The organism is Enterobacter sp. Taxon_2, assembly GCF_058355295.1.
The window spans coordinates 3,419,465-3,443,266 of sequence record NZ_CM178024.1; the positions used below are offsets into that span (position 1 = coordinate 3,419,465).

A 23,802-nucleotide genomic window follows, 5' to 3' on the forward strand; every position below is an offset into this window, starting at 1 on the left:
CCTGTCGTATCGTGAGTGGTGGAACCGTGTCTTTCCCCCTCCCACGGAGGGAGGGGCCGCACGTTATTTGACGGGGCGATTAGCCGCCGTAAACATTAAAATCAAAGTACTTTTTCGCCAGCTTGTCGTAGGTGCCGTCAGCGCGCATTTCAGCAAACGCTTTGTTCAGCGCCTCACGCAGCTCATTGTCTTCTTTGCGCAGGCCCATACCGGTGCCCACACCAAACAGCTTCACGTCCTTAATGGACGGGCCGCCAAACTTGTAATCTTTACCGACCGGCGTTTTCAGGAAACCTTCGCTTGCCGCGACTTCATCCTGGAATGCCGCATCAATTCGGCCTGCCGTCAGGTCAGCGTAGATATTTTCCTGGCCCTGATAGGAGACGATTTCAATCCCCTTCGGCGCCCAGTGTTCGTTACCGTAGGTTTCCTGGGTAGTGCCCTGCAGCACGCCGACACGTTTACCTTTCAGGGACTCCAGCGTTGGCTGAACGTCAGACGATTTAGCCACCACCAGACGAGAATCGGCCGCGTAAAGTTTGTCTGTGAAGGCAATCTCCTGCTGGCGTTTTTCAGTGATGGAGAGCGAGGACATGATCACGTCGATTTTTTTCGCTTTCAGGGACGGGATCAGCGCATCCAGCGGGTTCTCAACGTAGGTACACTGTGCTTTGATGCGTTTGCACAACTCATTGGCCAGATCGATGTCAAAACCAACCAGTTCACCCTTTGAATTCTTCGATTCGAACGGCGCATAGGTGGGATCGGTACCGATCCGAATTTTCTGCGGAATGGCTGCGAATGCCGCGGTGGCGCTGGAAAAGGCCAGCACCAGAGATAGTGACAACACGAGTTTTTTCATATTTGTCCTCAACAAACTGTCTTCATACGGGATTTTTACGACGACGGGGTGGTGCTAATGTGCCATTAATTCCCTCTGACAGGCAAAGACTAATGCCCTTCAGGCGGGAATTTTTGCATTATAAATGCGTAAGTATGCACAAAGCGATCCAATACGGTGCAACGCGCGCACCGCATTGGGTCAACCGTTCCCGTAATGCACCTTTCCGGTGCGTTAGCGCCAGGTATTATTCACCGTATACGTTGAAGTCGAAGTATTTCTTCGCCAGTTTGTCGTAAGTACCGTCTTTACGCAGCTCTGCAAAGGCTTTGTCGAAGGCGGCTTTCAGCTCGGTATCATCCTTACGCAGGCCAATACCGGTGCCGTCACCAAAGTATTTTTTGTCTTTCACCGACGGGCCCGCAAACGCGTAGTCTTTCCCCGCAGGCTGTTTCAGGAAGCCTTCGCTCGCGGCGACTTCATCCTGGAATGCCGCATCCAGACGGCCTGCCGCCAGGTCAGAGTAGATCAGATCCTGGTTCTGGTAAGCCACCACGTCTACACCCTTCTCACGCCAGGTGGCATTGGCATAACCTTCCTGGGTCGATCCCTGAAGCACGCCAACATGCTTGCCTTTCAGCGAGTCGATGGTTGGCTTAATCGGGGAGCCTTTTGGCGCAATCAGGCGAGAATCCGCGGCGTAGAGCTTGTCAGAGAAGGCAATCTCCTGCTGGCGTTTTTCGGTGATGGAGAGAGAAGAGATAATGGCGTCGATTTTCTTGGCTTTCAGCGACGGGATTAACGCGTCAAAGTCGCTGCCCACCCATGTGCATTTCACCGCAATGCGTTTGCACATTTCATTTCCCAGATCGATATCAAACCCCACGAAATCACCTTTCGCATCCTTGGAAGAGAATGGCGCGTAGGTTGCGTCAGTACCGATACGAACCGTCTGTGGAAGCGCTGCGTAGCTACCTGCTGCCGCACTTAACCCCACGAGCAAAGACAGAGCCAGAACCGTCTTCTTCATACATTTACCCTCAAGTACCGTGATTTTATTATGTATTGTGTTGTGTGTTGTGTTGCAGGCTTCATCTTGCAGGTCTTATGCCACATTGCCGTCTGGTCAAAACTTCGACGTTAAATATGTTAATAAAACGTTGCGATACTGCCTTAATGGTGAAAGATAGCAGGTCTGCCGAACGAACCGGAGTGAGAAAAAGGGAAAAAACGAATTAAATGTCGAGGATATGATCGCCGTTGCATAATTGCCCTGAAACAGGGCAACTTGTCTTTTCATGCACCTGGTTTGTGCACAGATTCAGGCCCCCTGCCAGCGGGTGAAGAGATCGTCAGGCAGGTCGATGTCAAACTGATCCAGCACGCGGTTAACGGTCTGATTAATCACGTCATCCAGCGTTTGCGGGCGATGGTAGAACGCCGGTACCGGCGGCATGATGATGGCTCCCAGCTCCGCGGCCTGGGTCATCAAACGCAGGTGGCCAAGGTGCAGCGGCGTTTCCCGCACGCAGAGCACCAGAGGACGACGCTCCTTCAGCACCACATCCGCCGCGCGCGTTACCAGGGTATCGGTATAGCTGTTCACAATGCCGGAGAGCGTTTTAATGGAACAGGGCAGGATAACCATGCCGGCCGTTTTAAACGAGCCTGAGGAGATGCTGGCGGCGATATCACGGGCATCGTGAACCACGTCCGCCAGTGCCTGAACATCGCGCAGGGAGAGATCGGTTTCCAGAGAGAGGGTCTGACGCGCCGCCTGGCTCATCACCAGATGGGTCTCGACTTCCGCCACGTTACGCAGAACCTGTAACAGACGTACGCCGTAAATCGCGCCGCTGGCACCGCTGAGCCCAACAATGAGTCGTTTCATGATTTTCGCCCTTACTGATTTCAGGGCAGACTGTGCAGGATTTTGCGGGGAGTTGCAAGTGAGGGCATTCGCCCTCACCTGCCGGAGCATCAACCTTCGTTGTGCATCTCTAAACTTTCGAGATCGTTCTGCATCTGGACGGCTTTCGCATCGTCGTTGCGCAGCGAATCAAGATAGTCGAGGTACTGCTGGTCAACGTCTTTGGTCACATAAATACCGTTGAACACGGAGCATTCAAACTGCTGAATTTCCGGGTTCTCGGCACGCACCGCGTCGATGAGATCGTTCAGATCCTGGAAAATCAGGCCGTCAGCGCCGATGATTTGGCGAATTTCATCCACTTCACGCCCGTGAGCGATCAGCTCGTTGGCGGTTGGCATATCGATGCCGTACACGTTCGGGAAGCGAATCTCCGGCGCAGCAGAGGCCAGATAGACTTTCTTCGCACCCGCTTCGCGCGCCATCTCGATAATCTGTTCAGAGGTGGTGCCGCGAACGATGGAGTCATCCACCAGCAGAACGTTCTTGTCGCGGAATTCCGCGCGGTTGGCGTTCAGCTTGCGGCGCACGGACTTACGACGCAGGTGCTGCCCCGGCATGATAAAGGTGCGGCCAACGTAGCGGTTCTTCACGAAGCCCTGACGGTATGGCTTGTCCAGAATGCGGGCGATCTCCAGCGCGATATCGCAGGAGGTCTCCGGGATAGGAATCACCACGTCGATGTCGAGATCGTCCCACTCGCGGGCAATCTTCTCGCCCAGCTTGGTGCCCATGTTGACGCGCGCGCTGTAGACGGAAATCTTGTCGATGAAGGAATCCGGACGGGCAAAGTAAACGTATTCAAACAGGCACGGGTTGCTGACCGGGTTGTCGGCACACTGGCGGGTAAACAGCTGGCCCTTCTCGGTGATGTAGACCGCTTCGCCCGGCGCAACGTCACGCAGGAATTCGAAGCCCAGGGTATCCAGCGCCACGCTCTCAGAGGCAACCATATATTCGGTACGGCCATCGCCGAGGTCGCGCTTGCCGAGCACCAGCGGACGAATGCCGTTAGGATCGCGGAAGGCGACCATACCGTGACCGATGATCATCGCAACGCAGGCGTACGCGCCGCGGATCTGACGGTTTGTCGCGGCAATCGCGGCAAAAATGTTGTCTGCTTCCAGCGGATAGTGACGGAAGTTATCCAGCTCGCTGGCGAACACATTGAGCAGGATTTCAGAATCAGAGGTGGTGTTAATGTGGCGACGTTTCTCTTCGAACAGCTTTTTACGCAGCTCATGCGCGTTGGTCAGGTTGCCGTTATGAGCAAGGGTAATGCCATACGGTGAGTTGACGTAGAAAGGCTGTGCCTCAGAGGCGCTGGAACTGCCAGCAGTAGGATAACGAACGTGACCGATCCCCATATTACCTTGCAGACGCTGCATATGGCGGGCTTCAAACACATCGTTTACCAGGCCATTCGCCTTGCGTAAACGGAAGCAGTTGTTTGCATCAATGGTAATGATACCCGCAGCATCCTGCCCACGGTGCTGAAGCACCGTTAACGCGTCATAAATCGACTGGTTTACCGGCATGAAACCGGCGATACCGACAATACCGCACATTCGTCTTTTCCTCGTTAAGCCACATCTCAGGGTTTATGCCCTGGGCAAAAAACTTGACGAGCTTTGCAGATAGTCAAAGAACCATCTGATGATGAAGCTGAACTCTGGAATGAGCTGCGATTTTTGCCAGTCTTCGCTTTTGGAGAACCCGGTGAAGGTATCCAGGAAGAACAGGATCGCGGCCACAATCAGCACGCCTCGTAATGCCCCGAAACAGATCCCGAGCACCCTGTCCGTTCCTGACAGACCGGTTTTCTCGACCAGCTGACCTATCACGTAATTCACGATAGCGCCGACAATCAGCGTTGCGATAAACAGCACCGCGATAGCGATTCCATTTCGGACCAGTTCATCTTCAAAGCCCGTGAACCAGACAGACAGGTAAGTGTAGTAATGACTGGCAACAAAGAAAGCACAACCCCATGTCACCAGCGATAACGCTTCACGAACAAAGCCACGGATCAGGCTAACCAGACAGGAAAAACCAATCACCGCAATGATGGCGTAATCAATCCAGACCATATGTGTCCCACGATTTAACGCCCTGTCATCCAGTTCGGGGCGAATTCTAACAGAAAAAGAAAACGTTTGCGTAGGGATTTCCTTCCCGCGCGTAAATAAAAAAGGCGCTGAAAAAATGTTCAACGCCACGGTCCATTTGACGTCTCTGTGGACGTCTGCTCCCCCCTCACCCCAACCCTCTCCCTCAAGGGAGAGGGAGCAAACCATTCCGGGGATGGGTAAGATCTTATCAGTTCGCGCTGTAGCCCATCACCACACCGCTCAGGCCGGAGATCTGCTTCAGCTCACCGAGCGAACCTTTAAGCTTATCTTTAGACGCTTCTGGCCCCACGAGGATACGGGTAATTTTACCCTGCACCGGCGTGGAAGGTGAAGTGTAAACACGATATCCCGCACTGCGCAGTTTGCTCACGACCTCGTTGACCTTATCGGCGTTTTTCAGCGCACCAAGCTGCACCACGTAGGCCTTACCCGTTGGGGCGGCGGCATCCTGCTGCGCCGGTTTTGCTGGCGGAGGTGTCTCTGACGCCGCGGCTAGCTGTTCTGCGGCTTTATCCCGCTGCGGTTTCGGCTGCGGCTTCTCAACCGGTTTCGGTTTTTCAACCGGTTTAGGCTGCTCGACCGGCACCGGATCGATATCGCTGTTGCTCGCTGCCGCCAGGCGAGACGGATCGAGCGATGGTGCGGCGGCATCGCCTGCACGCACCTCTTCCGCCGCCCCTTCCGGCGGCTGAGCAGGCAGCGCCTGCGTCGCCGCGGGCAGCATATCCGGCTCATCGCGGTCACCCGGTTTCGGCACCAGCGGAATAGCGGCAAACTCATCCTGATAATGCTTTTTCTGCCCGTCGAGCAGACCCGGGAGAATAATCACCCCGAGCGCGACCAGCACAATGGTTCCTGTTAAACGGTTCTGAAACTTACTCGCCACCGGTTCTCCCCGCGTCCATCACTTCCATGACATGTGCCACAGTGTGGAATGACCCACACACCAGCACGGTATCTTCTGGTTTAGCATCCGCCATCGCGGCATGCCAGGCCTGAGCCACGCTACTGTAGATTGCGCCTTTGCCGAGATGTTCCATCAGTTGCTCAGCCGTCGCGCCGCGCGGCCCCTCCAGAGGAGCACAATACCAGCTATCGACCACACTCTCCATGCAGGCCAGCGTCCCGCCGATATCTTTATCATGAAGCATACCGATAACCGCCAGCACGCGCCCGGTTTTTGGTAACGAATTGAGACGTCCCGCGAGATACGCCGCCGCATGGGGGTTATGCGCCACGTCCAGAATCAGGCGCGGTGACTCGCTGACGATCTGGAAACGCCCGGGCAACAGCGCATTCTTAATGCCGTCGCGGATCGCCTGCTCGCTGACCGTGAGGCCACTGGCGCGCAGTGCCGCCAGCGCGGTTGCTGCGTTCGGCTGCGGTACCTGCGGCAACGGCAGGTTGTCGAGCGCGCCCTGCGCGTCGCTAAAGCGCCAGCCGTTATCCTGGACCTCGTACTGCCAGTCAACGTCGCGGCGCAGCAGACGCGCGCCCTTCTCGTTCGCCACGTCAGCAATGGTATGCGGCATATCCGGCTCGCCAACCACCGCGGGCTTATTTGCGCGGAAAATACCGGCCTTCTCGCGGCCAATACTTTCACGATCCGGTCCCAGCCAGTCGATATGGTCCAGCGCGATGCTGGTGACCACCGCCACGTCCGCATCCACCATATTGGTCGCATCAAGACGTCCGCCGAGGCCAACCTCAAGAATCACCACATCCAGCTGCGCCTGTTTGAACAGCCACAGCGCCGACAGGGTGCCGTATTCAAAATAGGTTAATGAGATCTCACCGCGTGCGGCTTCAATTTCCGCGAACGACGCCGTATGCGCCGATTCCGGCAGTTCGCGGTTCTGCACACGAACGCGCTCGGTGTAGCGGACCAGGTGTGGCGAGCTGTACACGCCAACTTTGTAACCTGCGGCCATCAGGACAGATTCCAACGTGCGGCAGGTCGTGCCTTTACCGTTGGTCCCCGCGACGGTGAACACGAAAGGTGCCGGTTTGAGCACATCAAGACGCGCGGCGACCTGGCTTACGCGCTCAAGCCCCATATCGATGGTTTTACTGTGCAGGTTTTCCAGATAAGAAAGCCACGCGGCCAGGGGCGACGTGGCTTGGGGAATGCTTTTATTTTCCATAATGCCCGGTTGTCATTAACAGATTAGAAAGCAAAAGGGCAGCGCCAACCGGCCCTGCCCTTTTCAGTTATCAGGCCTCGGGTTCCTGATCCGGTACCACCACGCCTTCGCGCGGCTCATCCGGGTTCGGCGCTGGCAGATTCATCAGCTTCGCCAGGATGCTCGCCAGCTTCAGGCGCATTTCCGGACGGCGGACGATCATGTCGATGGCGCCTTTCTCGATGAGGAACTCACTGCGCTGGAAGCCCGGCGGCAGTTTTTCACGAACGGTCTGCTCAATAACGCGAGGACCCGCAAAGCCGATCAGCGCTTTTGGCTCAGCGATGTTCAGATCGCCCAGCATTGCGAAGCTCGCGGAGACGCCGCCCATGGTTGGGTCGGTCAGCACGGAGATATACGGCAGACCGCGCTCCTGCATCTTCGCCAGCGCAGCAGAGGTTTTCGCCATCTGCATCAGTGACATCAACGCTTCCTGCATACGCGCACCGCCGGAGGCAGAGAAGCAGATCAGCGGACAGTTGTCTTCCAGCGCCTGCTCAACGGCACGCACGAAGCGCGCACCGACCACAGAGCCCATTGAGCCGCCCATAAAGGAGAACTCAAACGCAGCGGCAACAACCGGCATCTCATGCAGGGTGCCTTTCATGACGATCAGCGCGTCTTTCTCGCCAGTCTCTTTCTGTGCAGAGGCCAGACGATCTTTGTATTTTTTGGAATCGCGGAACTTCAGCACGTCTTTTGGCTCGAGTTCGCTACCCAGCTCTACCAGAGAGCCTTCGTCCAGCAGGCTATGCAGGCGGTTGCGCGCCGACATACGCATATGGTGGTCACACTTCGGACACACCTCAAGGTTGCGCTCCAGCTCTGCGCGATACAGAACCTGACCGCAGCTATCACACTTCGTCCATACCCCTTCAGGAATGCTCGCTTTACGCGTTGGGGTAATGTTACTTTTAATTCGTTCAATCCAGCTCATTGATAACCTTTCTGCCTGAACCTGGTCGTTTGCCAGTTTTGCTATAAGAGGCGAATAATGCCATTTTTGCCTCCAACAGACCATGAATGTTGCACATTAAAACATAACAGCCCGAAACTTTGGATAAAAAAGTGGTCGAACCGCCAGCGTGCATTTACTTCGCTTGTTTTGCCGCCGCACGTTTATGACGAATAATTTCGATAACGCCCGGCAGTACGGAAAGCACAATAATCGCTACAATCAGTAACTTAAGATTTTCCTGAACCACCGGGAGATCGCCAAACAGGTAGCCTGCATAGGTAAACAGCAGTACCCACAGCAGCGCCCCCACGACGTTATACATGGCAAAATGACGATAGGACATATGTCCCATTCCCGCCACAAACGGTGCAAATGTGCGCACAATAGGCACAAAGCGCGCAAGGATAATGGTTTTTCCGCCATGGCGTTCATAAAACGCATGGGTTTTGTCTAAATAGCTGCGGCGGAAAATTTTTGAATCCGGATTGCTGAACAGCCGCTCACCGAATACGCGTCCAATCGTGTAGTTGACCGCATCACCGACAATAGCGGCAATCACCATCAGCACCACCATAAGATGCACGTTCAGATCGTTAGTGGGTAACGCCGATAGCGCGCCGGCAACGAACAGCAGGGAATCCCCTGGCAGGAATGGGGTAACGACCAGACCGGTTTCACAAAACAGAATGAGGAACAGAATAGCGTAAACCCAGACGCCATACTGCGCGACCAGCTCCGCCAGGTGAACATCAATATGCAGGATGAAATCAATCAAAAAACGAATTACGTCCATATTGTCTAAGCCCTAATTGCACCTTTGTTTAGTCCGCTAAAAAAAGCGGGCCCATTGGCGGTTTCGGCAGGTCAAACCGATCCGGATAGTCTACCGAGACCAGATACAACCCTTCCGCTTTCGCCGTAGCTGCCGCAAGCGTTCTGTCCTTCGCTGCCAGCAGGTCTGCAATCCAGCTCTCCGGCTGGTGTCCGGCGCCCACTTCCATCAGGCTGCCCACAATATTCCGAACCATATGATGTACAAAGGCATTGGCTTTGATATCCACCACCACATACGCGCCAAAACGGCTGACGTTTATGTGCATGACGTTTCGCCACGGCGTGCGGGACTGACACTGCACCGCACGAAACGACGTAAAGTCATTTTCACCAATCAGACACTGCGCCGCGCGATGCATACGTTCAGCATCAAGCGGTTCATAAAAATGCGTCACGCCCTGGCTTAACACCGCCGGACGCAGGCGCTGGTTGTAGATGACATAACGGTAGCGACGCGCCGTGGCGCTGAAACGCGCGTGAAAATCATCCGGCACAGCTTTTACCCAACGCACCGCAATGTCACCAGGCAAATTCGCATTTACACCCAGGGTCCAGGCGGCATCCTTACGCACGGCGGTGGTTTCAAAGTGCACGACCTGCCCCGTACCGTGAACACCCGCGTCCGTACGTCCTGCGCACAGGACGTTAATCGGCTCGTTTGCCACCTGAGAGAGCGCTTTTTCCAGCTTCTCCTGGACGCTGCGCACCTCGTTCTGACGCTGCCAGCCATAATACTTACTGCCGTCGTACTCAATGCCGAGGGCAATTCTATGGACCGGCTTTTGTTCCACTTCTGACATCAGTACAGGTACTCCTGCACCAGTTTTTCAGCAATTTTGACCGCCATCAGCGCGCCGCCAAAGCGAACGTTGTCGGCAACGGACCAGAACTGAACCTGTTCCGGCATGCCGTAATCGTTACGCACGCAGCCAACGGAAAGATGCGCGCTGCCGGTGGCATCGCCCACCTGGGTCGGGAACTCGCTCTCTTCAGAGAGCACGATGTCTTCACCGCGGCCAAACGCATCGCGCGCCTCTTCTGCTGCCAGCGGACGCAGCGCTTCAAAGCCGACCATCTGCGCGTGGCCGTAAAAGACCGGGGACTGCACAACGTTCGCAGAGATCATCAGGCCATCGTCCTGCAAAATCTTACGCACCTCATCGACGATACGACGCTCTTCGCGCACGGAACCCTCGCGGTCCGGCAGCAGCGGCAGCATGTTGAACGCCAGCTGGCGGCCAAAGAAATCATCTTCATCAATCGGGATACCGTTCAGCAGCTTCGCGCTCTGCCCGGCCAGCGCGTCAACGGCCTTTTTACCGTTCGCGGACGCGGACAGCAGGCTGGTGACGGTAATGCGCGACAGGCCGCCGTCGTCGATCAGCGGTTTCAGGGCAGTCAGCAGCTGGCTGGTCAGGCTGTTCGGCACCGCAATGACGTTACGGTTGCGGTAGTCAGCCAGCACAAACGGGTTCACGTCCGGCACCACCAGCGGCACATCCGGCTCCATCGAGAACAGGCCGCTCAGGTCGATCACCAGGCAGCCTGCATTGGTCGCCTCTTCAACGTACGCAGCAGTGGCTTCAGCGCCCGCAGCGAAAAACGCCAGCTGCGCCTGGGTCCAGTCGAATGCTGCCGCGTCCTGGACCATCACGGATTTACTGTTAAAACGCAGATGCTCACCTGCACTGTCGGTACGCGCCAGCGCATAGATATCGCCCACCGGGAACTGACGCTCAGCAAGGGTTTCGAGCAGGGCTTCGCCCACGGCACCCGTGGCACCTAAAATGGCAATGTTCCAGCCTTCAGACATGGTGGTTTACTCCAGAAATAAAAAAGCGTCCCTGTCGGAGTATCCGACAGGGAGCATTAAGAAGACATTAACGTGCCGGATGATGAACGGCGTTAAACCCCAGCTTATGCAGAAGCGTCGCCGCCGACGCGTCGTCGCACATCACATACAGGGAAGACCACTCGCGGCGCTCAACATAGTTCTTGCGCAGCTTATCAAACTCACCCGGGATCCCCGCCACTTTACGCAGCAGCGCATCATCGCGGCGCACATCATACACCAAATGCACCAGCCTTTTCAGCGTTGCCTGATCGAGCGGACCGTGCAGGGTAATGCGGCCAAATTCAGGCGCGGGGAGTAAGGTATCCAGCGCCACCTGCTGCGGATGGCCGATAAAAGCGCTGTAGGCCTCGAAGACCTGCGTCGTGCCGCGCGCTTTCCCCTCAAGGGTATAACCGGCGATATGCGCTGTGCCCACGTCCACCTTGTTAAGCAACTCAACGTTGAGATCCGGCTCCGGCTCCCAGACGTCCAGCACCACGCTGAGGTCTTGTCCTTCATTCAGACATGTCAGCAGCGCAGCGTTATCGACCACAGGGCCACGGCAGGCATTTATCAGAATAGTGCCAGCCTTCAGCCGACGGATCAGCGCCTCGTCAGCAAGATGCAGCGACTTATATGGCCCCTCTTTAAACAACGGCGTGTGGAAAGTCAGCACATCGCACTGTTCGACCAGCTCGTCCAGCGAGCGGAAATCCCCGTCATCACCGTTGTCTTTGCGCGGCGGATCGCACAGCAGCGTGCGGATCCCTAACGCTTCAAGACGCTTTTGCAGGCGTCCGCCGACGTTACCCACGCCAACAATCCCCACGGTGCGGTCCTTCAGCGCAAATCCGTCGCGCTCGGCCAGCATCAGCAGCGAGGAGAAAACGTATTCCACAACGGCAATGGCGTTACAGCCCGGCGCGGCGGAAAAACCGATTCCAGCCTGCTTCAGCCACTTATCATCCACATGATCGGTCCCTGCCGTTGCGGTTCCGACAAACTTAATCGCTTTACCGGCGAGCAACGCCTCATTTACTTTGGTCACCGAGCGCACCATCAGCGCGTCTGCGTCATCCAGTTCGTTGACCGGGATCGGGCGACCAGGGACAGCCTTAACGTTACCCAGGCGGCTAAACAGCTCACGGGCATAAGGCATATTTTCATCAACGAGGATTTTCACGTCTGAGTACCTGTTTGAGAGGAAGAAAACCTGCCAAGTGTGCCATAATCTGGCCGCCAGGCATATACGTATACCTGGTTTACGCTGAGTTTTGACTTTAAGGATTTTTGACGATGCAGCCCATTTCAGGTACGCCGCCACGCCCTCCGGGTGAAGGCCCCGTCACGCCAAACGTTGCCGGTGAACAACCGCTATCCACGCAACAGCGCACCGTGCTGGAGCGACTGATCACGCGCCTGATTGCGCTGACTTCTCAGCAAAATGCGGAAGTCTGGGCCGGGGTAAAGCATGATTTAGGCGTGAGGAACGACGCACCGCTGCAGTCGCGCCATTTCCCTGCTGCCGAGCAAAATCTGAACCAGCGTATTACTACCGCGCAGCAGAACCACACCACGCGCCAGATTGTTGCTCAGCTGACGGAGCTGCTGGGCCAGGGTAATAACCGCCAGGCGGTGAGTGATTTTATTCGCCAGCAGTATGGTCAGACCGCGCTGGGGCAGCTGACGCCCGACCAGCTTAAAACCGTGCTGACGCTGCTGCAGAACAACGAGCTGTCAATTCCGCAGCCTCAGGTGCGCCCGTCGACCGAGCGTCCGCTGCTGCCCGCCGAGCACAACACGCTCAAGCAGATGGTGACCAAGCTGGCCGCGGCCACCGGGGAACCGACAAAGCTTATCTGGCAATCCATGCTGGAGCTGTCCGGCGTGAAGGCGGGTGAACTGATCCCGGCCAAACAGTTTACTCATCTGGTGACCTGGCTCCAGGCGCGCCAGACGCTCAGCACCCAGAATGCTCCTACCCTGCATACCGTCCAGGCGGCACTGAAGCAGCCGCTTGAGCCGCACGAGTTCGACGTGATTCGGGATTACGCCCAGCAAAACTGGCAGGCCACGCCGCAGACGGTGCTGACCACCGCGCAGGTGCAGGATCTGCTCAATCAAATCTTCGTTCGTCGCGCCGAACGTGAAGGCGGCGTATCGGAGGTGAGAAACATTCAGCCGATCTACAGCCCGCTGTTTGCGCCGGTCGTCGAGACATTCAGAACGCTCTCTGCGCGTCCGGGGTTGATGTTTATTGCACTGCTGATTGCCCTGGCGATTTTCTGGCTGGTTGCCTGAGGTTTTGCCCGGTGGCGCTGCGCTTACCGGGCCTACAACGGCTCGAATCGTAGGCCGGGTAAGGCACAGCCGTCACCCGGCAACAACGGCTTAACGCCTGCGAAACGCCACCAGCGTCACCACGATCCCCACCACCGCAGAAACCGCACCGGCCAGGAAGACGGACGGATAGCCAAACGAGGTCGCTAACAGCCCGGCCAACGGCCCGGTTACCCCGTATGAGATATCCTGAAACGCCGCATAGCCGCCGAGCGCCGTCCCGCGCACCTGCGGGGCCACGCGCTTCACCACTTCAACGCCCAGCGCCGGGAAGATCAGAGAACAGCCGCAGCCGGTCAGCGCAGCGCCCAGCAGGGCCACGGATGCCACGGGAGCATTCCACAACAGCAGAAGACCGATAGCTTCAATGACCAGCGATGCCACCGCCACCTTCACGCCGCCAAAGCGATCCGGCATCCAGCCAAAAAGCACGCGCATCAGCACAAACGCGCCGCCAAAGGCAGTAAGCGTAAAACCGGCCATCGCCCAGCCACGGCTCATAAAATAGAGCGAGACGAAGGTGCCAATCACCGCAAACCCCACGCCCTGCAGCGCCAGGCCCAGGCCCGGCTGCCAGATTTGGCCGACCACGCTCCACAGGGAAGGACGCTCGCCTTTGTGCGCAGGTACCTTACGCACCGAGCCGTTAAACGCCCATGCCACCAGCGGCAGCGCCATGGTTGTTGCAGCCAGCGCCGCAAATCCAAACTGGCTATTGATCAGCAGGCCAAGCGGTGCACCGGCGGCCAGCGCGCCGTAGATGGCCATGCCGTTCCAGGACATCACCTTGCCGGAACGTGCTGGCCCCACCAGCCCCATTCCCCAGGTCAGGGTGCCGGTCAGCAGCTGGCTTTCACCGAAGCCAAGAATTAAACGGCCTAGCACCAGCAGCGCAAATTTATACGCGGCGTCTACCGGCAGGAGAGCCGCCAGCAGCCAGGCGCCGCCAGCCAGCCCGCAGGCAAACATCCCCTGCAGCGCCGAGCGTTTAGCACCGTGCTGATCCGCCAGCCGTCCGGCGTAACCGCGGGTTAATACCGTGGCTAAAAACTGAATGCCCACGGCAATGCCGACCATGGTGTTGCCATAGCCCAGCTCCTGATGAACGAACAGCGGGATCACCGGCAGCGGCAGGCCAACGGTCATATAGGTCAGGAATACCGCAAAGGCGATACGGAACAGCGAGACGTTCGCTGAAGGGGTTGTTTCTGTTTGAGTTACTGCAGTCATGCTTTACTCCGAAATGAAGAGTAAGGCGGGGAAATGCCACGCCCCCTCTACCTGATAATCAGGATTAAGGTGCGTTGGTTGACGTTAAACGCTTACGCATTATCGTGAGGATAATGTTGAGGGGTGAAGTTTGCCTGTGAGATCAGCTGCTTGTCAATGCATAAAAAAAGGGAGCCTTATGGCTCCCCTTCTGAATCAAACATAAAACTTATGCTTTCAGCTTACGCATGACCAGCGTGGCGTTGGTGCCGCCGAAACCGAAGCTGTTGGACATGACGGTAGTCAGCGTCGCTTCCGTTGGTTTAGTCACGATGTTCAGGCCAGCAGCCTGCTCGTCCATCTCTTCGATATTGATGCTTGGGGCGATAAAGCCGTTTTCCAGCATCAGCAGCGAGTAGATCGCTTCCTGAACGCCAGCCGCACCCAGAGAGTGACCGGTCATGGCTTTAGTCGCGGAGATCGCCGGGCTGTTATCGCCGAAGACTTCACGGATCGCACCCAGCTCTTTTACGTCGCCTACCGGAGTAGAAGTACCGTGGGAGTTCAGGTAGTCGATTGGGGTGTCAACGCCGTGCATCGCCATCTTCATGCAGCGCACCGCGCCTTCGCCGGATGGCGCAACCATGTCGGCGCCGTCAGACGTTGCACCGTAGCCCACGATTTCAGCGTAGATGTGCGCGCCACGCGCCAGTGCGTGCTCCAGCTCTTCAACCACAACCATACCGCCGCCGCCCGCGATAACGAAACCGTCACGGTGCGCATCATAGGTACGGGAGGCTTTGTCCGGGGTCTCATTGTACTTGGTGGACAGTGCGCCCATCGCGTCGAATTCACAGGCCATTTCCCAGCCCAGCTCTTCGCCGCCGCCAGCAAATACGATGTCCTGTTTACCCAGCTGGATCTGCTCAACAGCGTTACCGATGCAGTGCGCGGAAGTCGCACACGCGGAGCTGATGGAGTAGTTCACACCGTGGATTTTGAATGGGGTCGCCAGGCACGCGGAAACCGCAGAACCCATGGCTTTGGTGACCACGTACGGACCTACCGCTTTCAGACCACGCGGGCTACGCATTGCGTCAGCACCGAATACCTGCGCTTTAGATGAACCGCCGGAACCGGCGATCAGACCCACGCGCGGGTTGTTCTGATAAACCTCTTCGCTCAGGCCAGAATCTTTGATCGCTTCCTGCATGGAGAGATAAGCATAAATAGAGGCATCGTTCATGAAACGAACCACTTTGCGGTCAATCAAACCGGTGGTGTCCAGTTTGACGTTACCCCATACGTGGCTACGCATACCTGAATCTTTAAACTCTTCAGAGAAAGTGATCCCGGAGCGTCCTTCACGCAGAGATGCCAGGACTTCCTGCTGGTTATTACCGATGCTGGAAACAATGCCCAGGCCAGTAATCACTGCACGTTTCATTCAATACCTCTGTAAGTCGCACTATAGTAAGTTTCGAGTCGCACAATAGCGTACACTTGTACGCCGAACAAGTCCGATCAGACATTTTCTGCGGAAATTTGCACCGATGGACTCACATCGTTAAGATCGTGCCACTGCCTGTCAGACGAGTAACTTACGTGAAACAAAACGCTATACAACCCGCCAACCTCGAATTCAACGCTGAGGGTACACCTGTTTCCCGAGATTTTGATGACGTCTATTTTTCTAATGATAACGGGCTCGAAGAAACTCGCTATGTTTTCCTCGATGGAAACCAGCTCAGCACCCGCTTCCAGGAGCATCCGCGGAGCCTGTTTGTGGTCGCGGAAAGTGGGTTCGGCACCGGGCTGAATTTTTTAACCCTCTGGCAGGCGTTTAACCAGTTTCACGCTGCACACCCTGAGGCTACGCTACAAAGATTACATTTCATCAGTTTCGAAAAATTCCCGCTCACCGCGCACGATCTGCGGCTCGCTCATCAGCGCTGGCCAGAGCTTGCCACCTGGGCGGAACAGCTTCAGGCACAGTGGCCGCCTCACATCGGCGGCTGTCACCGTCTGATTCTGGACGGCGGACGCGTGACGCTGGATTTATGGCTTGGCGACATCAATGACCTGACCGATACGCTCGATGATTCGATGAATCAGACGGTGGACGCGTGGTTCCTGGACGGCTTTGCCCCCGCCAAAAACCCGGACATGTGGAGCCAGCACCTGTTTAGCGCGATGGCGCGGCTGGCGCGCCCTGGCGCAACGCTTGCCACCTTCACCTCGGCAGGCTTTGTCCGCCGCGGGCTGCAGGAGGCGGGCTTTACCATGCAGAAGACCAAAGGCTTTGGCCGCAAGCGCGACATGCTGGTCGGAAGGATGGAGCAGACGCTGGACGTTCCCGCGCAGGCGCCCTGGTTTGCACGCCGCGCCAGTACATCACGTGAGGTGGCGATAGTCGGCGGGGGGATCGCCAGCGCCCTGCTGTCTCTCGCGCTTCTCCACCGTGGCTGGCAGGTCACGCTCTACTGTGCTGACGACGCGCCCGCCAGCGGCGCGTCCGGCAACCGCCAGGGGGCGCTCTATCCGCTTTTAAGCGCGCACGACCCGGCCCTGTTCCGGTTTTTCCCGGCGGCGTTTACCTTTGCTCGTCGCCTCTACGACGCCCTGCCGGTGGCGTTCGATCATGACTGGTGCGGCGTGACGCAGCTCGGCTGGGATGAAAAGAGCCAGCAAAAAATCACGCAGATGCTGTCGCTGGGCCTGCCTGACGAGATTGCTCGCGCGGTAAGCGCGCAGGAGGTGGCAGCCACCGCTGGCGTGGAAACCGGCTGTGGGGGCATTCAGTATCCGCTCGGCGGCTGGCTGTGCCCGGCTGAACTGACCGCGGCGGTCATTTCCCTGGCGCAGTCGCGCGGGCTGACGGCGCATTATGCTCACACCGTTGAATCGCTGAGCCGAAGCGAGCGCTGGAATCTGCGTTTTGCGGATGGCAAAGCGGTAAGCCATGCCAGCGTTGTGCTGGCAAACGGGCATAACATCAATCAGTTTATCCAGACAGAAACGTTGCCGGTTTATCCGGTCGGCGGCCAGGTGAGCCATATTCCTTCCGCACCTGAACTGAGCAAACTGCGTCAGGTGCTGTGCTATGACGGCTACCTGACGCCACAAAATCCGTCTAATGGCCATCACTGCATCGGGGCCAGCTATCATCGTGGCGAAACGGATATGCGCTACAGCGATGCGGATCAGGCGCAAAACCGCCAGCGCCTGATTGACTGTTTCCCGGATGCGGCATGGGCGCAAGAGGTTGACGTCAGCGAGGGAGAAGCGCGCTGCGGCGTTCGCTGTGCCACCCGCGATCATCTGCCGATGGCGGGAAATGTGCCGGACTACGACGCGACGCTTGAGGCCTATCAGGATCTTGCAGATAACCGGGATAAAGCGGTAAGCGCGCCGGTTTATCCGGAGCTGTATATGCTGGGTGGATTAGGATCTCGCGGGTTGTGCTCTGCCCCGTTGCTGGCTGAAGTGTTAGCCGCGCAAATGAGCGACGAGCCGATTCCGCTGGACAGAGTTACGCTTGCGGGGCTGAATCCGAATCGCTTGTGGGTACGGAAACTGCTGAAGGGGAAAAAGGTTAAATAGGGTGCGGTCAGGTGCCCTCACCCGTCCCTCTCCCACTGGGAGAGGGTGGTGAAACATTTACTTCGCTTTCGCCTGCCGGAACAAATTGTCCCACATGCCCAGCACCAGTGACTGGTCGCGCGGAGAGAGCTCCCCGGCCAGAATGGCTTTTTCCAGGCTGCGGGTGACTTCAGCGTGAACGGCGTCGGCAGAGTGATCGTCACCCGCTTCCAGCTCGGCTACCGCGAGCGTCAGGTGACCACGCAGATAACCGCTGGCGAACAGCTCATCATCACTGGCGTGTTCCACCATGTCATCAATTAACGCCAGAATGCGTGATTCAAATTCTGCGATCATCTTCTTTCCTCTGTTAAAGATCTTCCGGCCAAGGGAAGCATTCCGCCGCGATCGCCGGCGTGTGGTAATAATTCTGTAAGGCCTCGATCAGGCGCGCCGGACGTTCCGGGATGCCTTTCTCAAGATATTCCATCACCTGCGCATGAACGCGGCGCTGGAAGACGATACGGTCTGGCTCGAAGTCGCCTTCAAGGTTGTCACAGCTCACGTTGAACGGGAAACCCGCCGCGACGCAGAATAGCCATTCCAGCGCCTGCGGCTTCACTTCCACATCCTCAAACTGCCCCTGGGTGGCGGCATCACGTCCGTCCGGGCAGTACCAGTAACCAAAGTCCACCAGCTCGCGCCGCGCTTTCCCCGCAATGCACCAGTGTGAAATCTCGTGCAAGCCGCTGGCGTAAAAGCCGTGGGCAAAGACGATTCGGTTATACGGAACCTCTGCATCAGCAGGAAGATAGATCGGTTCGTCGTCGCCTTTAATCAGACGGGTATTAAAATCGTCAGCAAAACAGCCGTCGAAAATCTCAATCAGCTGTTCGTAGTGATGCGTACTGTTCATTAATTCATCCCCAACCAGGTGAGGATCTCCTGTCCATGGCTGTCATAAAGAAGTTTGGCGCTCATTACGGCCGAGACGATGACAATCATCGGGCGAATCAGTTTTTGTCCTTTGCTTAAGACCAGACGCGAACCCGCGCGTGCGCCCAGGAACTGCCCTGCCATCATGACGAATCCGGTTGCCCAGATGACCTTGCCGCCAATGATAAACAGCAGCAGACCGCCGAGGTTCGAGGTCGCGTTGAGCACTTTGGCATGAGCGGTCGATTTGGCGAGGTTAAACCCGGCCAGCGTCACGAACGCCAGCGCATAAAACGAGCCTGCCCCCGGGCCGAAGAATCCGTCGTAAAAGCCGACGCAGCCCCCGGCAATCAGGGCAAACGGCAGGCCGTGCAGACGACGCTGGCGGTCTTCCTCGCCGAGCTTTGGCATCAGCAGGAAGTAGAGACCGATGCAGATGACCAGAACCGGCAGGATCTGGCGCAAAATATCCGACTGCACGTGCTGAACCAGCAGCGCGCCCGACGTGGAACCGATAAAGGTCATCAGGATATTGAGCTTCTGGTCGGCCAGGCTCACCACCTTGCGGCGGATAAAATAGAGAGACGCCGAGAGCGAGCCGCCGCAGGCCTGCAGCTTGTTCGTGGCAAGCGCCTGCGCCGGGCTCATGCCCGCCGCCAGCAGCGCGGGTACGGTTAATAACCCGCCACCGCCCGCAAGGGCATCAATAAAACCGGCCAGCATGGCCACGAAGAACAGCACCACCAGCAGCAGCGGTGACACCATAAACAGATCGACGAAATTATCCATTAAAGTACATGCTCATCCAGTAGCGCCTGGCAGGAAGGCGGCAACGGAGGCGGTGTCTTCTTCTCAGGCTTAGAGGTTCCAGGTTTTGCCGGTTCAAACCAGCTTTGCAGTTCCGCACCGCAGCCATCGCCTGGCGGCGGTAGCGGCTGATCTTCACATTCCAGGCTATTCGCCGGGCAGCGCAGACGTACGTGCATGTGCGCACGATGCTGGAACCACGGGCGCACTTTGCGCAGCCAGTCGCGATCGGTTCCGGCATCCAGGCAGAGCTGCTGCTTGATGGCCGGGTTGACGAAAATCCGCGTGACGTCGTTATCTTCCGCGGCCAGCTTGATCATGCTGGATACGTCCCGCGTCCACAGGGACGGCACAACGCGCTTGCCGTCGCTCGCCACCAGATCCAGCGCCTGCGGCTTCAGCAGTTGGGCGGAGGTCCAGCGGGTTTTCGGCAGCTGCAGGAAGATATCGACATCCAGTCCGGTCTGGTGACTGGCGTGTCCACCGTTAAAGCGACCCCCGGCAGGCATCCCCATATCGCCAATCAGCATCGTGCCCAGCCCCAGGTTATGCACCTGATTTCCCAGACGCTGGATGAACAGCACCAGATCCGGGTGGCCGAAATAACGCCGCTGATCGGTGCGCATCACCTGATAGGTATCCGATTGCAGCGGAAGTTCCTGCGCGCCCACGATACAGCCGTTGGAAAAGGCGCCAATGGACTGCGCGCTCCCCGCCACCGGATGGGTGATTTTTTGCCATGGCGTTGCGGCCAGACTGGCTCCACTGGCCAGCAGCGCTAGCAGAGCAATTGCGGTTTTTTTCATGTTTACCAGCGTGGAATGGTGGTCGTCACGTCCGCATTCTGCGCGCGCTGGCGCAGGAAGTGATCCATCAGCACGATCGCCAGCATCGCTTCTGCGATCGGCACCGCGCGGATCCCCACGCACGGATCGTGACGTCCTTTGGTGATCATCTCAACTTCTTCGCCATCGCGGTTAATCGTGTGGCCCGGCACGGTAATGCTGGAGGTTGGCTTCAGCGCGATGTTGGCAATAATCTGCTGCCCGCTGCTGATACCGCCCAGAATGCCGCCCGCGTGGTTGCTCTGGAAGCCCGCCTTCGTGATCTCGTCACGGTTCTGGCTGCCGCGCAGGGATACCACGTCAAAACCGTCGCCAATCTCAACGCCCTTCACCGCGTTGATGCTCATCAGCGCGTGCGCAATGTCGGCATCGAGACGGTCAAATACCGGCTCGCCCCAGCCTGGCGGGACGCCATCGGCCACGACGGTCACTTTCGCCCCAATGGAGTCGCCCTCTTTTTTCAGGCCGCGCATCAGTTCGTCCAGCGCGTCCAGCTTGTCGGCATCGGCACAGAAGAACGGGTTTTGCTCGACCAGATCCCAGTCTTTGATCGCCAGCGGAATGTCGCCCATCTGGGTCAGACAGCCGCGGATAACGATACCAAATTTCTGCTGCAGGTATTTTTTGGCAATGGCGCCAGCCGCCACGCGCATCGCGGTTTCACGCGCGGAAGAGCGCCCGCCGCCGCGATAGTCGCGGAAACCGTACTTTTGTTCGTAGGTATAGTCGGCATGGCCCGGACGGAACACGTCTTTGATGGCGCCGTAGTCCTGGGAGCGCTGATCGGTGTTTTCAATCAGCAGACCAATGCTGGTGCCTGTAGTGCGGCCTTCAAAGACGCCAGAGAGAATTTTGACCTGGTCCGGCTCGCGACGCTGCGTGGTGTAGCGAGAGGTGCCCGGACGACGACGGTCGAGGTCGTGCTGCAAATCGGCTTCGGTCAGTTCGATGCCTGGCGGTACGCCATCAACGATACAGCCCAGCGCCAGCCCGTGCGACTCGCCAAAGGTGGTCACGCGGAATAACTGTCCAATACTGTTTCCTGCCATCACGGCTCCGATGTTGTTGTTTGTGTTTGAGCGTTGTGAAACGGGCCGAAGCCCGCTGGATTAATCTTTATAGATGCTGAAGTGTTCGCGCGCGTCGAGCAGCTGCGCTTTGGTCAGCATAAAGACACCGTCACCGCCGTTGTCGAACTCAAGCCAGGTGAACGGCACATCCGGGTACTGCTCTATCAGATGTACCATGCTGTTGCCCACTTCACAAATCAGAACGCCGTCGTCGGTCAGATAATCCGGCGCGCAGGCCAGAATGCGGCGGGTCAGCTTCAGGCCGTCAGATCCTGACGCCAGACCCAGCTCCGGCTCGTGACGGTATTCGCTCGGCAGATCGGACATGTCTTCCGCATCGACGTACGGCGGGTTAGTGACGATCAGATCGTACTGCAACGTCGGCAGATCGCGGAACAGATCGGAGCGAATTGGCGTGACGTGATGGATCAGACCGTGCTCTTCAATGTTGTGCTCGGTCACGGCCAGCGCGTCGGTGGAGATATCGACGGCGTCCACTTCCGCTTCCGGGAAGGCGTACGCGCAGGCGATGGCGATACAGCCGCTGCCGGTACACATATCCAGAATGTGCTGCGGCTGATGGCCGATCAGACCTTCAAAGTGGTTGTTGATCAGCTCACCAATCGGCGAGCGCGGCACCAGCACGCGTTCATCGACATAGAACTCGTGGCCGCAGAACCAGGCTTTGTTGGTCAGATAGGCGACCGGAATACGTTCGTTCACGCGGCGGATCACGCGCTCAACGATGCGGTGTTTTTCGCTGGAGGTCAGGCGCGCGGTGCGCATGTCTTCCGGGATATCCAGCGGCAGGTAGAGGGACGGCAACACCAGCTGCACGGCTTCATCCCACGGGTTGTCGGTACCGTGTCCGTACCAGATATTGGCGGCGCTGAAGCGGCTAACCGACCAGCGCAACATGTCCTGTATGGTATGCAGCTCGTTTACTGCTTCATCGACAAAAATTTTATCCACTCTTTCCTCCAGGGCATGCTCGCATAATTTTCGGCGGCTAGTTTGCCATGAAGACGGCGATAAATCAGCAATGACGCGTCGCGCTTGAGGTTAAAAAATGCGTTTAGTCGGGTACACTGTCGGAAATACGAGATGAGAATGACGAATGAAAAAGAAAACATCGCTCAGCGAGGAGGAGCAGGCGCTCTTCCGGCAGCTAATGACCGGGACGCGTAAAATCACGCAGGACACGATTGTCCATTGCCCGCAGCGTAAAAAAATCAGCGAAGTACCGGTCAAACGTCTGCTGCAGGAGCAGGCGGATAACAGCCACTATTTTTCAGATGAATTTCAGCCACTGCTCAATACTCAGGGTGCGGTGAAATACGTACGCGAAGACGTCAGCCATTTTGAGCTGAAAAAGTTACGTCGCGGAGATTATTCGCCGGAGCTGTTTCTTGATCTGCACGGTTTAACGCAGATGCAGGCGAAACAGGAGCTGGGGGCATTGATTGCAGCCTGTCGTCGTGAACATGTTTTCTGCGCCTGCGTGATGCATGGCCACGGTAAACATATCCTCAAGCAACAGACGCCGCTGTGGCTGGCTCAGCATCCACACGTGATGGCGTTTCATCAGGCACCAAAAGAGTACGGCGGAGATGCCGCGTTGCTGGTGTTGATTGAAGTGGAAGAGTGGCAGCCGCCAGAGTTGCCCTGACAGAATGGCGGGAAGCACATTGCACCCCGCCATATCGCACGTCACGTCAGATGGCTTTTGCCATCTTCAGATTGCACGGACTCATTTGCCAGTTGAAGACACCTTTGCCCGTTTCGTCGAGAGAAACATTGGCAATGGCGGATGTCGTGAACATCGGCGGGGTCTCGCCCGGGCACAGCTCAGATACCAGATAGCCAACCAGTGGCAGGTGGGAAATGACCAGCGCGGAAGAGACACCTTCATTGCACAGCGCCTGAAGATAGGCGCTGACAAGGCCGACATCACCACACGGGGTGAGTTCAGGGAGAACATCCACACTGGATGGCAGGTTCATACACTCCCCTACCACGTCCAGCGTCTGTTCTGCACGCAGGAACGGACTCACCAGAACGCGTTCGATGTCCACTTTTTGACCGTTAAGCCAGTTCGCCATCAGACGAGATTCGTCGCAGCCACAGACGGTCAAAGGACGTACTGAGTCACTGGCGGCATCGAGTGCCGCGTCGCCGTGACGCATGATAAAAACTTGCATATTGCACCGCTTTTGTTAACCAGAATCACCGGCGTTAACTACCCGCGATAAATGCTGCGAGGTAGAAAACCCGATGGTCGGGCATTGTGCCTGATCCATT

Annotated in this window: 24 protein-coding genes; 3 read left to right on the forward strand and 21 right to left on the reverse strand. The window is 57.2% G+C overall.

Going from position 1 to position 23,802, the window contains the following annotated elements:
- Positions 1-79: 79 nt before the first annotated feature.
- From hisJ to pdxB, 12 genes are all read right to left on the reverse strand, one after another.
- Positions 80-862, reverse strand: coding sequence for a histidine ABC transporter substrate-binding protein HisJ (hisJ, locus tag AC4IC4_RS16215; RefSeq protein WP_024908950.1), 783 nt, complete (start codon positions 860-862; stop codon positions 80-82).
- Between the two features lie 226 nt (positions 863-1,088).
- Complete coding sequence (gene argT / locus AC4IC4_RS16220) at positions 1,089-1,871, reverse strand: lysine/arginine/ornithine ABC transporter substrate-binding protein ArgT (RefSeq protein ID WP_023312560.1); 783 nt, start codon at positions 1,869-1,871, stop codon at positions 1,089-1,091.
- Between the two features lie 291 nt (positions 1,872-2,162).
- On the reverse strand, positions 2,163-2,732 hold the full coding sequence (locus tag AC4IC4_RS16225) for a UbiX family flavin prenyltransferase (RefSeq protein WP_491471509.1): 570 nt from the start codon (positions 2,730-2,732) through the stop codon (positions 2,163-2,165).
- Positions 2,733-2,821: 89 nt separating this feature from the next.
- The gene (gene purF, locus AC4IC4_RS16230; RefSeq protein ID WP_024908947.1) at positions 2,822-4,339 is read right to left on the reverse strand and encodes an amidophosphoribosyltransferase; all 1,518 of its coding nucleotides are present in this window, start codon (positions 4,337-4,339) and stop codon (positions 2,822-2,824) included.
- Positions 4,340-4,372: 33 nt separating this feature from the next.
- Positions 4,373-4,861 (reverse strand): colicin V production protein, encoded by a 489-nt coding sequence (gene cvpA / locus AC4IC4_RS16235; RefSeq protein WP_000262116.1) that lies wholly within the window; start codon positions 4,859-4,861, stop codon positions 4,373-4,375.
- A 229-nt stretch (positions 4,862-5,090) separates the two neighbouring features.
- On the reverse strand, positions 5,091-5,789 hold the full coding sequence (gene dedD, locus AC4IC4_RS16240; RefSeq protein WP_148770464.1) for a cell division protein DedD: 699 nt from the start codon (positions 5,787-5,789) through the stop codon (positions 5,091-5,093).
- Positions 5,779-7,047: a bifunctional tetrahydrofolate synthase/dihydrofolate synthase gene (gene folC, locus AC4IC4_RS16245; RefSeq protein WP_032646627.1), complete on the reverse strand. Its 1,269-nt coding sequence runs from the start codon at positions 7,045-7,047 to the stop codon at positions 5,779-5,781. The genes dedD and folC overlap by 11 nt, the downstream gene beginning before the upstream one ends.
- Positions 7,048-7,117: 70 nt before the next feature.
- Positions 7,118-8,023: an acetyl-CoA carboxylase, carboxyltransferase subunit beta gene (gene accD, locus AC4IC4_RS16250; RefSeq protein WP_003861408.1), complete on the reverse strand. Its 906-nt coding sequence runs from the start codon at positions 8,021-8,023 to the stop codon at positions 7,118-7,120.
- A 154-nt stretch (positions 8,024-8,177) separates the two neighbouring features.
- A complete protein-coding gene (locus AC4IC4_RS16255; protein ID WP_008502599.1) occupies positions 8,178-8,837 on the reverse strand; it encodes a DedA family protein in 660 nt (219 codons plus the stop codon).
- A gap of 28 nt (positions 8,838-8,865) precedes the next feature.
- A complete protein-coding gene (truA, locus tag AC4IC4_RS16260) occupies positions 8,866-9,678 on the reverse strand; it encodes a tRNA pseudouridine(38-40) synthase TruA (protein WP_205915733.1) in 813 nt (270 codons plus the stop codon).
- Positions 9,678-10,691 carry an aspartate-semialdehyde dehydrogenase gene (locus tag AC4IC4_RS16265; RefSeq protein WP_024908943.1) on the reverse strand — a complete coding sequence of 338 codons (1,014 nt, stop codon included), beginning with the start codon at positions 10,689-10,691 and terminating at the stop codon, positions 9,678-9,680. The genes truA and AC4IC4_RS16265 overlap by 1 nt, the downstream gene beginning before the upstream one ends.
- A gap of 67 nt (positions 10,692-10,758) precedes the next feature.
- Entirely contained in the window at positions 10,759-11,895 is a 1,137-nt protein-coding gene (pdxB, locus tag AC4IC4_RS16270; RefSeq protein ID WP_032646630.1) for a 4-phosphoerythronate dehydrogenase PdxB, read from the reverse strand.
- A 113-nt stretch (positions 11,896-12,008) separates the two neighbouring features.
- Here pdxB and flk point away from each other — a divergent pair, with 113 nt between their 5' ends.
- Entirely contained in the window at positions 12,009-13,013 is a 1,005-nt protein-coding gene (gene flk / locus AC4IC4_RS16275) for a flagella biosynthesis regulator Flk (RefSeq protein ID WP_491471510.1), read from the forward strand.
- A 90-nt stretch (positions 13,014-13,103) separates the two neighbouring features.
- Here the strand turns inward: flk and AC4IC4_RS16280 are convergent, their stop codons facing one another.
- Together AC4IC4_RS16280 and fabB are read right to left on the reverse strand one after the other, a co-directional pair.
- Complete coding sequence (locus AC4IC4_RS16280; RefSeq protein WP_208763113.1) at positions 13,104-14,282, reverse strand: MFS transporter; 1,179 nt, start codon at positions 14,280-14,282, stop codon at positions 13,104-13,106.
- A 208-nt stretch (positions 14,283-14,490) separates the two neighbouring features.
- Positions 14,491-15,708: a beta-ketoacyl-ACP synthase I gene (gene fabB / locus AC4IC4_RS16285; RefSeq protein WP_014832795.1), complete on the reverse strand. Its 1,218-nt coding sequence runs from the start codon at positions 15,706-15,708 to the stop codon at positions 14,491-14,493.
- 158 nt (positions 15,709-15,866) lie between these two features.
- Here fabB and mnmC point away from each other — a divergent pair, with 158 nt between their 5' ends.
- Positions 15,867-17,864, forward strand: coding sequence for a bifunctional tRNA (5-methylaminomethyl-2-thiouridine)(34)-methyltransferase MnmC2/FAD-dependent 5-carboxymethylaminomethyl-2-thiouridine(34) oxidoreductase MnmC1 (gene mnmC, locus AC4IC4_RS16290; RefSeq protein ID WP_491471511.1), 1,998 nt, complete (start codon positions 15,867-15,869; stop codon positions 17,862-17,864).
- Positions 17,865-17,921: 57 nt separating this feature from the next.
- Here mnmC and AC4IC4_RS16295 read toward each other — a convergent pair whose 3' ends face one another.
- Genes AC4IC4_RS16295 through prmB form a run of 6 tightly spaced genes read right to left on the reverse strand, consistent with a single transcriptional unit; the run spans position 17,922 to position 22,473 of the window.
- Complete coding sequence (locus AC4IC4_RS16295) at positions 17,922-18,200, reverse strand: YfcL family protein (protein WP_032646635.1); 279 nt, start codon at positions 18,198-18,200, stop codon at positions 17,922-17,924.
- A 13-nt stretch (positions 18,201-18,213) separates the two neighbouring features.
- A complete protein-coding gene (locus AC4IC4_RS16300; protein ID WP_024908937.1) occupies positions 18,214-18,759 on the reverse strand; it encodes an elongation factor P hydroxylase in 546 nt (181 codons plus the stop codon).
- Positions 18,759-19,568 carry a sulfite exporter TauE/SafE family protein gene (locus AC4IC4_RS16305; RefSeq protein ID WP_024908936.1) on the reverse strand — a complete coding sequence of 270 codons (810 nt, stop codon included), beginning with the start codon at positions 19,566-19,568 and terminating at the stop codon, positions 18,759-18,761. The genes AC4IC4_RS16300 and AC4IC4_RS16305 overlap by 1 nt, the downstream gene beginning before the upstream one ends.
- Positions 19,568-20,392 (reverse strand): penicillin-insensitive murein endopeptidase, encoded by an 825-nt coding sequence (gene mepA / locus AC4IC4_RS16310; protein WP_024908935.1) that lies wholly within the window; start codon positions 20,390-20,392, stop codon positions 19,568-19,570. The genes AC4IC4_RS16305 and mepA overlap by 1 nt, the downstream gene beginning before the upstream one ends.
- A gap of 2 nt (positions 20,393-20,394) precedes the next feature.
- Complete coding sequence (gene aroC / locus AC4IC4_RS16315) at positions 20,395-21,480, reverse strand: chorismate synthase (protein ID WP_024908934.1); 1,086 nt, start codon at positions 21,478-21,480, stop codon at positions 20,395-20,397.
- 60 nt (positions 21,481-21,540) lie between these two features.
- On the reverse strand, positions 21,541-22,473 hold the full coding sequence (prmB, locus tag AC4IC4_RS16320) for a 50S ribosomal protein L3 N(5)-glutamine methyltransferase (protein ID WP_025757143.1): 933 nt from the start codon (positions 22,471-22,473) through the stop codon (positions 21,541-21,543).
- Between the two features lie 145 nt (positions 22,474-22,618).
- Here prmB and smrB point away from each other — a divergent pair, with 145 nt between their 5' ends.
- Positions 22,619-23,170 carry an endonuclease SmrB gene (smrB, locus tag AC4IC4_RS16325; protein ID WP_491471512.1) on the forward strand — a complete coding sequence of 184 codons (552 nt, stop codon included), beginning with the start codon at positions 22,619-22,621 and terminating at the stop codon, positions 23,168-23,170.
- A 46-nt stretch (positions 23,171-23,216) separates the two neighbouring features.
- Here the strand turns inward: smrB and sixA are convergent, their stop codons facing one another.
- Positions 23,217-23,702: a phosphohistidine phosphatase SixA gene (gene sixA, locus AC4IC4_RS16330; protein ID WP_491471513.1), complete on the reverse strand. Its 486-nt coding sequence runs from the start codon at positions 23,700-23,702 to the stop codon at positions 23,217-23,219.
- Positions 23,703-23,802 lie beyond the last annotated feature (100 nt).

Coding starts and splice junctions, on each gene's coding strand:
- hisJ (WP_024908950.1), bottom strand. CDS start 862: ATGAAAAAACTCGTGTTGTCACTATCTCTGGTGCTGGCCTTTTCCAGC.
- argT (WP_023312560.1), bottom strand. CDS start 1,871: ATGAAGAAGACGGTTCTGGCTCTGTCTTTGCTCGTGGGGTTAAGTGCG.
- AC4IC4_RS16225 (WP_491471509.1), bottom strand. CDS start 2,732: ATGAAACGACTCATTGTTGGGCTCAGCGGTGCCAGCGGCGCGATTTAC.
- purF (WP_024908947.1), bottom strand. CDS start 4,339: ATGTGCGGTATTGTCGGTATCGCCGGTTTCATGCCGGTAAACCAGTCG.
- cvpA (WP_000262116.1), bottom strand. CDS start 4,861: ATGGTCTGGATTGATTACGCCATCATTGCGGTGATTGGTTTTTCCTGT.
- folC (WP_032646627.1), bottom strand. CDS start 7,047: ATGGAAAATAAAAGCATTCCCCAAGCCACGTCGCCCCTGGCCGCGTGG.
- accD (WP_003861408.1), bottom strand. CDS start 8,023: ATGAGCTGGATTGAACGAATTAAAAGTAACATTACCCCAACGCGTAAA.
- AC4IC4_RS16255 (WP_008502599.1), bottom strand. CDS start 8,837: ATGGACGTAATTCGTTTTTTGATTGATTTCATCCTGCATATTGATGTT.
- truA (WP_205915733.1), bottom strand. CDS start 9,678: ATGTCAGAAGTGGAACAAAAGCCGGTCCATAGAATTGCCCTCGGCATT.
- AC4IC4_RS16265 (WP_024908943.1), bottom strand. CDS start 10,691: ATGTCTGAAGGCTGGAACATTGCCATTTTAGGTGCCACGGGTGCCGTG.
- flk (WP_491471510.1), top strand. CDS start 12,009: ATGCAGCCCATTTCAGGTACGCCGCCACGCCCTCCGGGTGAAGGCCCC.
- AC4IC4_RS16280 (WP_208763113.1), bottom strand. CDS start 14,282: ATGACTGCAGTAACTCAAACAGAAACAACCCCTTCAGCGAACGTCTCG.
- fabB (WP_014832795.1), bottom strand. CDS start 15,708: ATGAAACGTGCAGTGATTACTGGCCTGGGCATTGTTTCCAGCATCGGT.
- AC4IC4_RS16295 (WP_032646635.1), bottom strand. CDS start 18,200: ATGATCGCAGAATTTGAATCACGCATTCTGGCGTTAATTGATGACATG.
- AC4IC4_RS16300 (WP_024908937.1), bottom strand. CDS start 18,759: ATGAACAGTACGCATCACTACGAACAGCTGATTGAGATTTTCGACGGC.
- AC4IC4_RS16305 (WP_024908936.1), bottom strand. CDS start 19,568: ATGGATAATTTCGTCGATCTGTTTATGGTGTCACCGCTGCTGCTGGTG.
- mepA (WP_024908935.1), bottom strand. CDS start 20,392: ATGAAAAAAACCGCAATTGCTCTGCTAGCGCTGCTGGCCAGTGGAGCC.
- aroC (WP_024908934.1), bottom strand. CDS start 21,480: ATGGCAGGAAACAGTATTGGACAGTTATTCCGCGTGACCACCTTTGGC.
- smrB (WP_491471512.1), top strand. CDS start 22,619: ATGAAAAAGAAAACATCGCTCAGCGAGGAGGAGCAGGCGCTCTTCCGG.
- sixA (WP_491471513.1), bottom strand. CDS start 23,702: ATGCAAGTTTTTATCATGCGTCACGGCGACGCGGCACTCGATGCCGCC.